Source organism: Pseudomonas sp. ASL8 (genome assembly GCF_056680355.1).
Genome location: NZ_CM155278.1, coordinates 1677116 through 1692226 on the forward strand (window position 1 = coordinate 1677116; position 15111 = coordinate 1692226).

10 protein-coding genes are annotated in these 15111 nt (G+C 59.6%); 6 read left to right on the forward strand and 4 right to left on the reverse strand.

The genetic code is table 11. The annotated features are described in order from the left end of the window. Positions 1-295 precede the first annotated feature (295 nt). The 3 genes from AC1MEA_RS07525 to AC1MEA_RS07535 all read right to left on the reverse strand — a co-directional run bounded on the left by AC1MEA_RS07525 (position 296) and on the right by AC1MEA_RS07535 (position 4931). Positions 296-1594 (reverse strand): hypothetical protein, encoded by a 1299-nt coding sequence (locus AC1MEA_RS07525; RefSeq protein WP_480917248.1) that lies wholly within the window; start codon positions 1592-1594, stop codon positions 296-298. A gap of 8 nt (positions 1595-1602) precedes the next feature. Then, the gene (locus AC1MEA_RS07530) at positions 1603-2934 is read right to left on the reverse strand and encodes an O-antigen ligase family protein (protein ID WP_480917249.1); all 1332 of its coding nucleotides are present in this window, start codon (positions 2932-2934) and stop codon (positions 1603-1605) included. 377 nt (positions 2935-3311) lie between these two features. Continuing rightward, the gene (locus AC1MEA_RS07535) at positions 3312-4931 is read right to left on the reverse strand and encodes a glucan biosynthesis protein D (RefSeq protein ID WP_480917250.1); all 1620 of its coding nucleotides are present in this window, start codon (positions 4929-4931) and stop codon (positions 3312-3314) included. Positions 4932-5206: 275 nt separating this feature from the next. Between AC1MEA_RS07535 and AC1MEA_RS07540 the strand changes: the two genes are divergently transcribed. The 6 genes from AC1MEA_RS07540 to cfaB all read left to right on the forward strand — a co-directional run bounded on the left by AC1MEA_RS07540 (position 5207) and on the right by cfaB (position 13504). Continuing rightward, positions 5207-5542, forward strand: coding sequence for a hypothetical protein (locus AC1MEA_RS07540; protein ID WP_480917251.1), 336 nt, complete (start codon positions 5207-5209; stop codon positions 5540-5542). 471 nt (positions 5543-6013) lie between these two features. Beyond that, positions 6014-8008, forward strand: coding sequence for a protease modulator HflK (hflK, locus tag AC1MEA_RS07545; protein ID WP_480917252.1), 1995 nt, complete (start codon positions 6014-6016; stop codon positions 8006-8008). 11 nt (positions 8009-8019) lie between these two features. Next, positions 8020-9048, forward strand: coding sequence for a protease modulator HflC (gene hflC, locus AC1MEA_RS07550; protein WP_480917253.1), 1029 nt, complete (start codon positions 8020-8022; stop codon positions 9046-9048). Next, positions 9045-10103: a protease modulator HflK gene (gene hflK, locus AC1MEA_RS07555; protein WP_480917254.1), complete on the forward strand. Its 1059-nt coding sequence runs from the start codon at positions 9045-9047 to the stop codon at positions 10101-10103. Before hflC ends, hflK (AC1MEA_RS07555) begins: the two co-directional genes overlap by 4 nt. Further along, entirely contained in the window at positions 10100-12040 is a 1941-nt protein-coding gene (locus AC1MEA_RS07560) for a cation-translocating P-type ATPase (RefSeq protein ID WP_480917255.1), read from the forward strand. Before hflK (AC1MEA_RS07555) ends, AC1MEA_RS07560 begins: the two co-directional genes overlap by 4 nt. Before the next feature lie 279 nt (positions 12041-12319). Beyond that, on the forward strand, positions 12320-13504 hold the full coding sequence (cfaB, locus tag AC1MEA_RS07565) for a C17 cyclopropane fatty acid synthase CfaB (RefSeq protein WP_480917256.1): 1185 nt from the start codon (positions 12320-12322) through the stop codon (positions 13502-13504). 58 nt (positions 13505-13562) lie between these two features. Here the strand turns inward: cfaB and cls are convergent, their stop codons facing one another. Then, a complete protein-coding gene (gene cls / locus AC1MEA_RS07570) occupies positions 13563-15002 on the reverse strand; it encodes a cardiolipin synthase (RefSeq protein WP_480917257.1) in 1440 nt (479 codons plus the stop codon). Positions 15003-15111: the final 109 nt, after the last annotated feature.

Genomic DNA, 15111 nt, shown 5'->3' on the forward strand with positions numbered 1-15111 from the left:
GACTTGTCTGCGAAGACGCTACAACGCTCGCTCTCCCTTCAGCCCTTCCTGGCCGAAACCGGTTGACTCCTGATCAGCGCTGACTCGACCAAAGCCTGTGCGGTTTCCCGGAAGTGCACGGCGGGCGGGGGCCAGATTGCGGAGGGTGTTTCTGGAGGGCCGCAGGGGTTAATAAGGCTATGCCCTACAGCGCCAATGGATTTTTCCGTACCCAAAAAAAATGCCCGCGCAGACGTTTCGGTCTGCCGGGCATTTTTGTCGGGGCTGGATTAACTCAAATCGAACGGCTGACCAGTCAGCGTTTGGACACCACGCTCGCCGTGCCCAATGTAATGATTTTCGGAAAGTCGCTCAGGGTCACTGACGCGCTGCACCCGGAGGCATTGCAGGCCCAAGGCTCGCCGCTGTCATGCAGGCCTTTGTCTGGCTCTGCGGTGTCGATGAGTTGAACGTTGCCTGTGAGCTGGGTGCTGCCGAGCACACTTTTCTGCCGTGATCGGCTGGCTGTCCAGGCGACGACGACGCGCTCCGGGCCTTTGTGGAAGTTGAGCAGGTAGACGTCGTCGGCCTGCACGCTGGCGTCGGCGTCGTAGGTGTATTCGCGCAGTATCGGGCTGATGGCCTTGAGGACGCTGTAAGCGGGTTTTGGCTGGAGGTCCGGTCGCAGCAGGCCGAAGTTATGTTCTTGTTCGCCTTTGTCCTGGCCGTCGTTGAGCAGGTCATACCACCACATCCCTTTGATATTGGGGATGGTCCGCGCCAGGAAATAGCTGCGCGCGAGGTAGGACGATTGTTTGGCTTCACTGATCCCGCAGTTGCCTTGGTGGCTGGGCCAGCTCATTTCAGTCAGGTAAATCGCAACGGCTTTTTTGGCACGGTCACGCACCTGCGCTTCGTAGCCTCGCATCCAGTTGGCCCAGCTTTCAGGGGTGTTGCGCGCCAGGCTCATGCAATGCACATAAGGATGCAGGGACAGACCGTCCACCTCGTTCAGCGTTCCGGCATCGATCAGGCGATCAACGAAGCCGTCGAGCATGCCTTTGGATGTCACGGCGCCGGCGAGTACTTTTGCTTGCGGATTGTTTTTACGAACCCAGGGGACGACGCTTTTGGCCAGCGCGGCGTAGTCGGTACTCAATGCCGGGTCTTTTGTGCCTTCCATGTCCCACTCGTTCCAGACTTCGTAAAAATCGACCCTGTTTCCAAACCGGCGACTCACGAAATCGATGTAGTTATGGTAGGCGGCTGTGACGTTGGGCGTACGCGGCTTGGCGCCGTCATAGGGAACGGCGCCGTAGCCAAAAATCAGCATGGTGCTCAACTGCAGGTTTCTGGCGCCGTTGAGGTACGTTTCCCACGACGGAAGGATACGCAGCTGATTGCGCGCAGGTTCGGCGGTCGACCAGAAGGCATCGTCGCGCACGGACGTGATGCCCGCGTCTGCGGCGGATTGCAGGGCGCGTTTCTGTAGGGTTAGGGACTCCATCAAGTGGGTGCCGACCCCTACGATGAAGACGTCTTCGGCGCGGGTTGTGCCGGTTAGCAGCAGGCCCATAAGGCCTACGAAAATACTGAGGCGAACGTTTGCTTTCATTGGGCTTCTCAACGCTGGTCGGGCAGGGCAGACGACAGGGTGTCGAGGGGGGGCGTGAGCGCCAGTGCGGGGCTGGCGTTGTCTTGGGGGCTGAGTGTGCGGTTCAGCGTATGACCGATTGCCAGCCCCAGAAACAGGTTGGACATGGTGACCTCGAACATGTCCGTGGTCCAACTGATCACGCAGATGCAAAAGGTGACGGCCAACAAGGCGCGGTCCATACGGGTTGTCGAGTAATCACGCAGCAGGAACAGTAGCGGCAATTGCAGCATGTACAGGAACACCCCTGCAAAGCCGAAAATAGCCCACAGGTAAACGGCGGTATTGTCCGATGTGCCGAGCATGTCGGCATGCGGCACCGGGGACACAAAGACAGCACTGCCGAACATGCCGAAACCCACGCCCAGCCAACTCCAGCCTTCATTGGTGATCAGGATGATCAGATGTGGCCAGGTATTGACCAGACGATCATAAAACGAGGCCAGGCCTCCGCCACTGTTGCTGCTGGCCGCATTGGGGTCAAAGTCATGTATCACCCCCATGGCGGGCAAAATCACGCCCATCGACACGGCGATCACGAAAATCCACGCACTGGTCCAGCGGTAGCGGATGACGGCCAGCAGCCCAAGCGTGAATAGAAAGGCCACGGTTGGGGTTTTGCTGGTGGTCAGGAGAATGCTGAAAAACGCCACGACACACACTGCGGCGAACAATATCCGGGAGCGGATGAACATCAGCAGATAAAGACTGAAGATCGCAATCATGATCGACAACACGTTGGACACCCGAGCAAACCCGGCGAGTCGATCGATGTCGTCCGCAGTCCAGGCACGGTTGGCACTCAGCTCAATCGATCCGAGTTGGTAGGTGTAACCCTTCCAGGGCACCGTGGTGTATTTATCCAAAAGAAGGCCGACCACCGAGGCGACCAGGCACAGGGCGACACACTTGCCTAACAGGCTTTTTTGATTGATCAGGTGCTCGCTGCAGACCATCGCGAACAGGAACGGGCTGATGGCGAACAGGCTGAAACCCACATTGTTCAGGCTGGCGCCGTGGAGGAGGGCCAACTGACTGGACAACAGCAGTAATAACAACCCGATCCAGAACAGGCGCGAGGTTTTGAACGTCAGCAGCTCCAGCGCGAAGAGCACGGCACACCCCATTTTAGGCAGGTACAGCAGCGCGGAAATCCCCGCCATATCGAAGTAATAGCGTAGGGCGCCGGAGAAGGTTTCGACCACGATCAGGCTGATGGCCACCCAGATGACCAATGTCGATTTGTTGAATGAGAGGATCGAAGGGTTTTCAGTTGAGGCGGAAGGGGAGTTCGACATCATGTTTTGCTGCCCTCTGAAGCGCGTAGATAAAGGATGTTTGTTCGCCATCGCGCACGGCAAAGCTACCGCCTGTAGAACAGCCACTAATGGGGTTCAATCGAGGACGGCGGGTGTGATGTGAGAGGTAATTAGCCGTATATCAACGTCACTTGTGAGTGCTGTCAAATCAATTCGTCAATCTTTTAACGGAAGTCGCTTGGGTACAATTGCTTATGGTCTCAAGTCATTGAAATACATAGGTGATGAAAAATTGACGTGGTTTTTTAGTGCACCGGAAAGTCAGAAATAAAGGGTCTCTATGACTCTAAAATTTTACACACTTGTAAAAAAGGCTGACGCTTTTGCAAGCGTCAGCCTTAAATCCTGCCCTTGATTACTTAGTTATAGCGGCGTTTGTCGGCGGCGGGAGGGAAATACTGATAAAGCCAGGTTTCACTCAGTGTCCGGTCATGGGTGCGAATGAACAGGCGCAGTTCAACCGGCGCGACCGAGTCGCTGTTGGGGTACCAGTCGAACGTTATGCGATAGCCTTTGATGTCCGGGATCAGCAGCACGTTGAAGTCCTTCACTTCGCCGCTGGATACCGTGATCACCGGCTCGATTCCTGTGCCCTCGGCCAGTCTTTCCAGACCGCCGCCAGTGAAGTCGACAGCAAAGCGGCGGGCCCAGACTTCCGGGTAATGCTCGCCTGGAGCCCAGCCCTCGATGAAGCCGCCCATGCCTGAGCGGGTAGCGTGTACGCGGGCTAACGGGGTGCCAACGGGCGGCAGGGCGCTCCAGTAGAGTTTGTAGCCGAAGTTGAGCGAAGTCCCTGCGGTGACGGGGGCTTTCGGTGTCCAGAAGGCCACGATGTTGTCCAGCGTCTCGCCGGTGGTGGGGATTTCCAGCAGATCGATAGAGCCCTCGCCCCACGCGGTGGTCGGCTCGACCCACAGGCTAGGCCGGCGGCTGTACCAGTCCACCGTGTCCTGATAGCTGGAGAATTCGTGATCGGTCTGCACCAGACCGAAGCCTTTGGGGTCTTTGTCGGCAAAGGCGTTGAATTGCAGGGTGGCCGGGTTGTTCAGCGGGCGGCAGATCCATTCGCCGTTGCCACGCCACATGGCCAGGCGGTCGGAGTCGTGGATCTCGGGATGGATGGTGTCGCACATGCGCCGTTCATGGGTGCCGCAGCTGAACATGCTGGTCATCGCCGCGATCCCCAGTTGCTCGATGGCTTGTCGCGCATTGATGTGCGCGTCGATGGCCATGACCACCTGGCTGGCCTGGCAATCGATGTCGAAGCGATAGGCGCCTGTCGCGCTGGGGGAGTCCAGCAGGGCGTAGACGACGAAGCGGGTATTGTCCTTGATCGGTGTTTCAAACCAGAACTTGGTGAAGTTGGGGAATTCTTCTTTGCGCTTGGCATAGGTGTCGATGGCCAGGCCGCGAGCGGAGAGGCCGTACTGCCCGGAGCTATCGACTGCGCGAAAGTAGCTGGCGCCGAGGAACGATAAAACGTCGTGAGTCGCAATTTCCGGTGCCTTGAACAACTTGAAGCCGGCAAACCCCAGATCGCCCTTGAGCTGAGCCTTGTCCACGCCGCTGCTTTCGTAGTTGAACAGCTGCGGACGGAAGTGCACCTCGCGCGCCTCCTTGGTTTGGGGGTCGACGCTGTACATGCGCACGGGCTGTTTGAAGCCCATGCCAACATGGAAAAACTGCACATCCAGTTGACCCTTGATGTCGTTCCACAGTGAGTGCGCGGGGTCGTACTGGATGGCGTTGAATTGCTGCGGGGTCATCTTCGCCAAGGTCGGCGGCAATTGCTGGCTGGTATCGACGAAGGGGTTGCCGGCCAGTTGCTTGGCATGAGCTTGCAGGGCCTCGAAATCGAAATGCTCGATCTCGCCGTCGGCCGTGGCTGCCATGGCGCGCGCGGCAAACAGCCCGGCAGCGGGCAAGCCGGTATAGGCCGCCAGGGCCAACGATGCTTTCAGAAGATTCCTGCGATTCATAAAGGTGAAGCCTCTCAGATGATGCTGTGCCGCCCTGCACATACGCGTGGGAAATGCGCCCGATCAAGCCCTCGGCCGCATGGAACTGCCCATTACTAGATAACAAAGTGGGCCGTGGGTTCGCAAAATGGGTGAAAAAAATCGATATCGGCTTATTGGCAAGTGTCATAGGGCATCAGCCATCAAGACATAATTTCAATTAGCCACTGTCCAGATTAAAATGGCGAGCTGTCCTGAAAATGACTTTCAGGCTTTTTTCCAGATGGAGCTTCACCTTGAATTACACAAGCAAAATTTCGGCCTCTTTGCTCTTGGTCCTGGCAATCAGTGGCTGCACAGGCACACCGATGAAAACCAGCCAACTGGAAAGCAGCCAGTACACGGTTATTGGCCATAGCGAAGCAAAAGCCACCGGTCTTCTATTGTTTGGCGTGATTCCTATCCAACAGAACAACCGGTTTGTTCGCGCGCAGAATGACGCCATTCAATCCAAGGGTGGTGACGCAATGATCAACACCCAAGTGCAGGAAAACTGGTTCTGGGCATGGGTACTCACGGGCTACACCACCACTGTTTCCGGTGATGTCGTGAAGTTGAAAAACGTTCAATAAGTTGATGTTTCTGTGCTTTTGACTCAACGTTTTTTGAGCGTTTCGGTCGCAAGCGCCAGACAGTCAAAGTGCAGCGCCCGCAGCCCTTCAATCACTTGCCCGATTGAAGGGTAGCGGCCTGATCGCACACCCAGGGTTTCAGGCTTGCATCGCCCGGCCGACGCTGATGACAGCGTCCTACCGACTCATAGGCTAATTTCTGAATAACGAATCGATAACGAAGGACGCGTAGACGGCCTGCGGAAAACTATTCTGATAGCGTTAAATGATGATCTACATATGATTGGGGCGACGCGTGAGGCTCAAGTCAGCGTGTCCGCAAAGGCGCAATCGGTCGACAAAAATTTCACGATTTCTGTTATATCGTAACGTTCATAGAGCGTTGCCCGGCAACACGCCGTCAGGGTCGATGCAAGGGGCGGTTTTTGATGCACGGTTTGTCTTCACTATTGAACAAGGTCTGGGGTGTCGATGCGGGTTGATCTGGATGTCGAAAGTGCAGGCCTCGATGGCTTGCCGCGCTTTCAAAGAGCCGCGTTTCACGCCCGACGTTTGTTGCGCCTGGCTTATGGCCTGGCAGGCTTGGGGCTGTTCGCCTTTATCCTGGCGTTGTTTGTCATGCTTTTTTCGTCCACTTCATTGTGGTCGGCCGTGCTGGTCAACAATGCCGCAGCCCTGTGGTTGGTGGTCGCGGGTTTGCAGTCGGCTTACTGGATTGCCCGTTGGCGCGCGAAGACCCTGGGCGCGGAGCAGGGCGCGGGCGTCGTCGAGCAACCCCCCGAAGAGGACGAATCGGTTCCGGAACAGGCACCCGGCTGGTACGAGCGCTTGCTGGGCCGGATCAGCGGCAGTGGGTCGTCGCTGCTGACCCAGGTTGGTTTGCCAACGTTGTGGCTCGGCGGCTGGGCGCTGCTGGCGATGTTTGCCGTAAAGATGGTCTGGAACTTGAACCTTGTGGGTTCGAGCCTTGGGCCGACAGGCAACGTAGCGGGGGGGATCACCCTCCTGCTGGCTTTCGGGCTGCTGGTGCTGGAGCGTCAGCTGAGCCATGAACTCCGGGCTGAATGGCCTGAAGCCGAGCCCTTGGCACAACTGACGCGGGTGGCGATTGCCTGCCTGCTGCTCAGTGCGCTGTGTCTGTTCTTCTCGACGCCCGACCGCCTCTGGCCGGCGCGGCTTGCTGTGCTGATGGGGCTATTGCCCGGTCTGGTGGCCCTGGAGTTGCTACTGCGTGCGTTGATGTCCTTGTTCAGCCCGCGCAATGAGCGTATCGAGCCGCGCCTGTTGGCCCAGAGCTTTATGGCTGGACTGCTGCGCTGGCCGCCGCAGCCGTTGCTGGCCTTGCAGAATGAATTGCACAATCGGTTCGGCATCGATCTGCGTCAAATTTGGGCGTTTACCTACATGCGCCGCGCCTTTTTGCCGGTCATGGGCGTGGTGTTGGCGCTTGGCTGGATGCTGACCGGTGTGCATGAAATCCCCATGCAAGGGCGCGGCATCTACGAGCGTTTTGGCAAGCCGGTGGAGGTGTTCGGCCCTGGATTGCACGCGGGGTTGCCATGGCCGTTCGGTCGGGTGCTGGCGGTAGAAAACGGCGTGGTGCATGAGTTGGCGACCAGTGTCACCGAGGGCAGTGCTACCGAACAGGTTCGTGAGCCTGCAGAAGGCCCGGCGCCCCTGAGCGCCAACCGCTTGTGGGACGCGAGCCATATCAATGAAAAGTCTCAGGTGATCGCCAGTAGCACAGGTGACCCGTCCGGCACCCGGTCCTCTGCCCAGAAGCAGAGCTTCCAGATCGTCAACATGGACGTGCGCTTCGTTTATCGCATTGGCCTGACGGATCAGGCGGCGATGGCGGCCACCTACAACAGCGCCGACGTGCCGACGTTGATTCGCAGCACGGCGAGCCGGGTGTTGGTGCATGATTTTGCCTCGCGGACCCTCGATCAGTTACTCGGCGAGCAACGCGCTGCGCTGTCCGCCGACATTGGTAATGCGGTGCAAGCGGATCTGAAGGCGCTGGACAGCGGCGTGGAAATTCTCGCGACCGTGGTCGAGTCGATTCATCCGCCAGCCGGTGCGGCCAATGCCTACCATGGCGTGCAAGCCGCACAGATCAGTGCTCAGGCGTTGATTTCCCGGGAGCGCGGTGCCGCCAGCGAGCAGTCCAACCTGGCGCAGCTCAATGCCAGCGTGGCGCAAGACCAGGCCACCGCCGGTGCACGCGAAGTGTTGGCCGCGGCGCAAGGGGCTGATTTACGCTTTAGCGCTGAGCGCCAGGCGTATGCCCACGCCGGCCAGGCATTTTTGCTGGAGCAATACCTGACCCAGCTGAGCCAGGGCCTGGCCCACGCCAAGTTGCTGGTTCTCGATCATCGACTGGGCGGCGACACTGCGCCGACCATCGATTTACGCACGTTCACGCTACCGGCAGACCCAACGGCGCCGCGTAAAGCCGTTCATTAAGGAGTCATCCCTTGAGTCTGTTTCACTCCCATGATCATCACGATCACGCTGGTCACGACCATGGCCACGCCGGACATCACCACGGCCATCATCATGGCGATGCCTCCGCAGCAGCCTTCCCGTGGCGTCGAACCGCACTGGCAGCGTTGCTCATCGCGTTTGCCGTGGCAGCCGCGAGCCTGGTGCAAGTACGCTCGGGCGAAGCCACCGTTATCACGCGCTTCGGTAACCCCTCCCGCGTGTTGCTCGAGCCGGGCCTGAGCTGGCGCTGGCCGGCACCGTTCGAAGCGACCATTCCGGTGGACCTGCGCCTGCGCACCACCTCCAGTGGCTTGCAGGATGTCGGCACCCGCGATGGCCTGCGTATCATCGTTCAGGCCTATGTGGCCTGGCAGGTTCAGGGCGACCCGGATAACGTGCAGCGCTTCATGCGCGCGGTGCAGAACCAGCCGGACGAAGCTGCGCGGCAGATCCGCACGTTTGTCGGCTCGGCACTGGAGACCACGGCCAGCAGCTTCGATCTGGCCAGCCTGGTCAATACCGACGCCAGTCAGGTGCGGATCGCCGATTTTGAAAACCAGTTGCGCCAACAGATCGATCAGCAATTGCTCACTACTTACGGCGTCCGCGTCTTACAGGTGGGTATCGAGCGTCTGACCCTGCCGTCCGTGACCCTGAACGCGACGGTAGATCGGATGCGTGCCGAGCGGGAAACCATTGCCACCGAACGTACGGCCGTGGGCAAGCGTGAAGCGGCGCAGATCCGTGCCGCCGCCGAGCGGGATGCGCGCATCGTCGAAGCCGACGCGACGGTCAAGGCTGCTGACATCGAAGCGCAATCGCGCGTCGAAGCGGCGCAAATCTACGGTCGTGCTTACGCGGGTTCGCCGCAGCTGTACAACCTGCTGCGCTCGCTGGACACCTTGGGCACAGTAGTGACGCCGGGCACCAAGCTGATCCTGCGCACCGATGCGGCGCCGTTCCGCGTACTGGTCGACGGCCCGCCGACGCTGGATGGCAAAAGCGGATCGCAACCATGAGTGACGTCACGCCCCAACGTCCCCCCGTCAACAGCCCCTGGCTGCAGGCAAGCCGTCTGGCGTTTCTCGGTTTGTATGCCGTCACGGTGTTGGCCGCGCTAGGCTGGGCGCTGTCCAACGTGCGCCAGATCGATCCGCAGAACCGCGCCGTGGTCATGCGTTTCGGGGCACTGGAACGCATCCAGAACGCCGGACTGCTCACGGCATGGCCGCAACCTTTCGAGCAGGTGGTGTTGTTGCCCTCCGCGGACCGCGTGATCGAGCGCCGGGTCGAAACGTTACTGCGATCCAGGCTGGCTCTTGATGCGGATCGGGTCGCCAGTTTCGCCACGCCGATGAGCGATGCGCTGGCCGGCTCCGGCTTTTTGTTGACCGGTGATGCTGGCGTCGTACAGCTCGATGTGACGGCGTACTACAAGGTGACCGACCCATATGCCTTCGTGTTGCAGGGCGAGCATGTGCTGCCTGCATTGGATCGCCTGGTGAATCGCAGTGCTGTGGCGCTGACCGCAGCCCGCGATCTGGACACGATTCTGGTGGCCCGCCCAGAGATGGTCAGCCCCGACAGCAAGGCCGCTGAACGCCGTGAGCGCTTGCGTGGCGATCTGGTGCGTGGCATCAACCAGCGCTTGGCCGATCTGGCCGCGACCGGTGTCGGGCTGGGTATCGAAGTTGCCCGGGTCGATGTGCAGTCAAGTCTGCCCACGACAGCGGTCGCGGCTTTTAACGCTGTCCTTACGGCCAGTCAGAAAGCGGATCAGGCGGTGGCCAACGCCCGTACAGACGCAGAAAAACTGACCCAGACCGCAACGCAACAGTCCGACCGCACGTTGCAAGTGGCCCATGCCCAGGCCTCCGAGCGACTGGCCAAAGCCCAGACAGATACGGCAACGGTCGCCAGCCTGACGCAGTCGATTCATGACAAAAGCGACCCGGGTCTTCTGTTACGTATTTACCGCGAGCGTCTGCCAAAAATTCTCGGCCAGGCAGGCTCGGTGACCACCGTCGATCCCCGTGACGATTCCCGCCTGATCATTCAGGGAGCAGAACAATGAGTGCCCACGCAGCCAGCACCGAGCCCGCGTCGACTGAACCTGCGGTCAGCATGCTGACCAGTTCGGAACAACGCAGCGCGGCCCGACAATTGACCCTGGCGATGCTTGCCCTGGGCTTGCTGGGTCTGGGCCTGGTCTGGCGGTTTGTTGCGCCCGAACAGACGGGTGTCAGTCAGGTATTGCTGGGCGTCGCGTCGCTGTTGGTCGCGGTGCCGGTGGTCAGTGCCGGCTGGCACAGCCTGCGTTACCCGAGCCTGCACGGCATCACCGACCAGTTGATCGCGCTGGCGATGCTCGGCGCCTGGGCCACGGGCGATCTGATGACCGCCGCCTTGCTACCGATCATCATGATCTTCGGCCATGTGCTGGAAGAGCGCAGTGTCATCGGTTCGCAGGAAGCGATTCAATCCCTGGGCCTGCTGACCCGCAGCCACGCGCGGCTGATTGACGCCGATGGCACGGTTCGCGAAGTGGATAACTCAACCTTGGTCGCTGGCGATCAGGTTGAGGTGCGGGCCGGTGACCGAGTCCCGGCCGATGGCGTCGTGCGTTCCGGGCAAGCGAGCCTTGATACCGCGCCGATCACCGGCGAGTCGGTGCCGCTGGAGGCCAAGGTCGGCATGGACGTGTTCGGCGGCGCGATCAACCTCGATGGCCTGTTGCGGATCGAGGTCACGCGTATTGGCAACGAATCGACATTAGGCAAAGTGATCGCGCTGATGCAAAGCGCCGAGCGCTCCAAGCCACCGATTACCCGTCTGCTGGAGCGCTATGCGGGCAGTTACATGGTCTTGGTGTTGATGATCGCGGCCGTGACCTGGTTCATTACCAACGATGCGCAAGCGATGCTGGCCGTGCTGGTTGCCGCGTGCCCTTGCGCGTTGGTGTTGTCGGCCCCTGCGACGGCGATTGCCGGGATCGCGGTCGCCGCCCGACACGGAATTTTGATTCGTAGCTCGGCCTTTCTCGAAGAGTTGGCGGACCTGACCTCACTGGTGGTGGATAAGACGGGCACGCTGACCTACGGCAGCCTGCGCTTGCAGTCCATCGAAGCGGCGTCGACGCCGCAGACCTATGTGCTGCCATTGGCCGCCAGCCTAGGCTCGGCCAGCAGTCACCCGGTCAGCCGTGCGTTGGCCGGGTTGGTGGACAAAGATCTGTTGTTGGCGCTGACCGATATTCGTGAACGTCAGGGCTTGGGCGTGGTGGCGCGAACCGAGCATGGCGAAGCCGCATTGGGCCGCCCTGAGCTGTTCGATGCGCTGGGCATCAGCACGTCACCGGTACCAACGCATGACGGCCCGATTGCCGGGCTCGCGGTCGATGGCGTTTTCCTCGCCTGGCTGTTGCTGGCCGACAGCCTCAAGCCAGAAGCTCGCCAGGCGCTCGCCGAGTTGCGGGCGTTGGGGTTGGGTCGACAACTGCTGTTGACCGGCGACCGTCAAAGCGTGGCCGACAGCCTGGCCCGCGAAGTCGGTATCAGTGATATCGAGGCCCAGGCGTTGCCCGAAGACAAACTCAATCGGGTCATGGGTGAAATCAGCAGCGGCTTTCGGCCCATGGTGGTGGGCGATGGCATCAACGATTCGTTGGCGCTCAAAGCCGGCGTAGTGGGTGTTGCCATGGGCGCGGGTGGTGCGGACATCGCGCTGGCTTCAGCCGACATCGTGTTGATCGGCAGTGACCTGCGCCGATTGGGCACCTGCGTGCGCTTGAGCCGCCAATGCCGGCAGACCCTGCACGTCAACGTGATCATCGGTCTGGGTTGGACGCTGGCTATCGTGGCCCTTGCCGCTTTCGGTTTGCTGGGTGCGGAAGGGGCGATGATTGCCGCTGTGCTGCATAACCTCAGCACTCTGTTAGTCCTTGGCAATGCAGGTCGTTTGCTGCGCTTCCAGGAGCCGCTGCTGAAACTGGAAATCAAGCCACAGGCCTGAAAATCCGACCCTTTAGCCGAGAGTGCCGAGCCAGAGCTCTCGGTTAAGTATAAAAATCAGCGTGAGCGGTGAAGAACTCTGCTACATATTAGGGGTCATTCTTACAATGGGTGATCCATTGAAGGCTGGAGTTTGGCTCGTAATATCGGGTTAAGGACGGTTAACCCAACGCTTCATGGCATCGTCAGAAGCTACAAAGCCAATAGCTGTGCAGCCCCATCGCGTGGGCTGCTTATGGACTACCCTTTTCCTGAGCTTCTGGATAAGGGGGTTTACTACATGCTCGCGCAACTTCCATCAGCCCTGCAGAACTTGCACCTGCCACTACGGCTGAAACTGTGGGACGGCCATGAGCTTGATCTTGGTCCGGCGCCCAGCGTCACCATTGTGGTGAAAGATCCACAACTGGTATCGCAGTTCACGCATCCCAGTCTGGACTTGCTCGGTGGCGCCTTCGTTGAGGGCCGACTGGAGTTGGTGGGGTCAATCCGGGAAGTTATCCGGGTCTGCGATGAGTTGAGCCAAGCGCTGCTGAATGAGGATGACGACGACCTGCCCATGCGCTCGGAGCACGACAAAGCCACCGATGCGGCGTCGATTTCCTACCATTACGACCTGTCCAACGCGTTTTACCAGCTCTGGCTTGACCGCGAGATGGTCTATTCCTGCGCCTATTTCAAGACGGGCACAGAGACCCTCGAACAAGCGCAGCAGGACAAATTTCATCATCTGTGCCGCAAGTTGCGTTTGCAGCCGGGCGAATACCTGCTGGATGTCGGGTGCGGTTGGGGCGGGCTGTCGCGGTTTGCCGCGCGCGAGTACGGGGTGAAAGTATTCGGCATCACTCTGAGTAGCGAGCAATTGGCCTTGGCCCGTGAGCGGGTCGACGCGGAAGGCTTGCAGGACAAGGTTGAGCTGCAATTGCTGGATTATCGCGATCTGCCTCAGGACGGTCGCTTCGATAAAATCGTCAGCGTGGGCATGTTCGAACATGTCGGTCACGCCAATCTGGAGTTGTACGCCAAGCGCCTGTTTGGTGCGGTCCGCGAAGGCGGCCTGGTCATGAACCACGGCATCACCGCCAAGCACACCGATGGCCGTCCGGTGGGGCGTGGCGCGGGCAGCTTTATCGAGCGTTATGTCTTTCCGAATGGCGAGTTGCCGCACGTGTCGATGATCAGCGCTTACCTCAGTGAAGCAGGTCTGGAAATCATCGATGTCGAAAGCCTGCGCCTGCATTACGCTCGGACACTTGAACACTGGAGCGAGCGTCTGGAAGCGCGGCTGGGGGAGGCCGCGACGATGGTCCCAGAGCAAACCTTGCGCATCTGGCGCTTGTACCTGGCCGGTTGTGCGTATGCGTTTGCCAAGGGCTGGATCAATCTGCATCAGATTCTGGCCGTCAAACCGTATGCCGACGGCAGCCTTGATTTGCCCATGACGCGGGCTGATATCTACCGCTGATTGCGTCATTCTAGAGGGGCAGTCGCTACGGGGTTCGACCCCGTAGCGACATCAGCGCTTAGAGAATGGGCGAGATCAGGCGCGCAATGCGCATGCCGAGCTGCTGCAGACGATGGGTTTGCTTTCTCTCTTCCAAGGCGATTTCATGGGCCAGAGCGAAGTCGTCATTGAGCATCTTCTCCACTTCGCTGGCGAAGTCACTGTCGACCGTCAGCAGCATCAGTTCGAAGTTCAGCCGGAACGAACGGTTATCCAGGTTGGCGCTGCCGATGGCGGTGATCTCGCTGTCCACCAACACCACTTTCTGATGCAAGAAGCCCGGCTCATAGCGGAAGATGCGCACCCCTGCGCGCACGGCCTCGAACGCGAACAGGCTGGAGGCCGCGTAGACCACGTAATGGTCCGGACGCGATGGCAACAAAATCCGCACATCGACACCGCGCATTACCGCCAGGCGCAACGCGGCAAACACGGCCTCATCGGGAATGAAATAGGGGCTGGTGATCCACACCCGTTCTGTGGCGGAATGGATGGCTTCGACGAAAAACAGCGAGCAGGTTTCCTGAGCGTCCGCCGGGCCGGTGGCCAATACTTGGCAGAGCACGCCATTTTCGGGATAGGTGTCTGGCAGGATCAAGGGGGGTAACTGTCGAGTGGCCCAAAACCAGTCTTCGGCGAACGATTCCTGCAAGCACGCGACCACGGGACCGACTACCTCCACATGGGTGTCGCGCCAAGGGGCCAGCGGCGGTTGTTTGCCCAGGTATTCATCGCCCACGTTGTGCCCGCCAACAAAGCCGCGCAGACCATCCACCACCACGATTTTGCGGTGGTTGCGGAAGTTCACCTGAAAGCGATTGAGCCAGCCGCTACGGGTGGCGAAGGCTTTGATCTGCACGCCGCCGTCGCGCAGGATGGTGCTGTAGGTGTTGGGCAGCGCGTGGCTGCCGATCCCGTCGTAGAGGACATGGACGGCCACCCCTTCGGCGGCTTTTTCCAGCAGCAGCGCTTGCAGGCGTCGACCCAGATCGTCGTCATGGATGATAAAAAACTGAATCAGAATCGCTTTTTTGGCGTGGCGAATAGCCTCGAAGATCGCGGCAAACGTGGCTTCACCATTGATCAGTAGTTTTACCTCGTTGTTCGCCAGGCACGGCATACGGCCTAGCTTGGGCATGGCCCGTAGCGAGGCATACGCGTTACTGCGTCGCGCGGTGACGGCTTCTTCGATCCAGGGCCGCCAATTCAGATCGCCGATGGCCGTGTGCATCTCCCGGTTAGCTTGGCGGCGGGCTTTGATGTAGGCATCAAATGAACTACGGCCGAAGACCAGGTAAGGAATAAGGGCCACGTAGGGGATGAATAACAGTGGCATGGCCCAGGCAATCGAGCCTTGGGCGGTGCGCACGGTGAGCAGCGCATGGATGGCACCAATCAGGCCAAGCAGATGAATGAAAGCGATCAAGTAGCCGAAGAAATGCGGGCTGTGGTAATCCATGTGCAACCTTGCTTTAAGCTTTTTAGTTATCTAACAGACCACAGCCCGTCGGGATTGTCGCTATTTTATTCGGCATGCAACTGGTAGACGCTTGCGTCGTCTAAGGCTC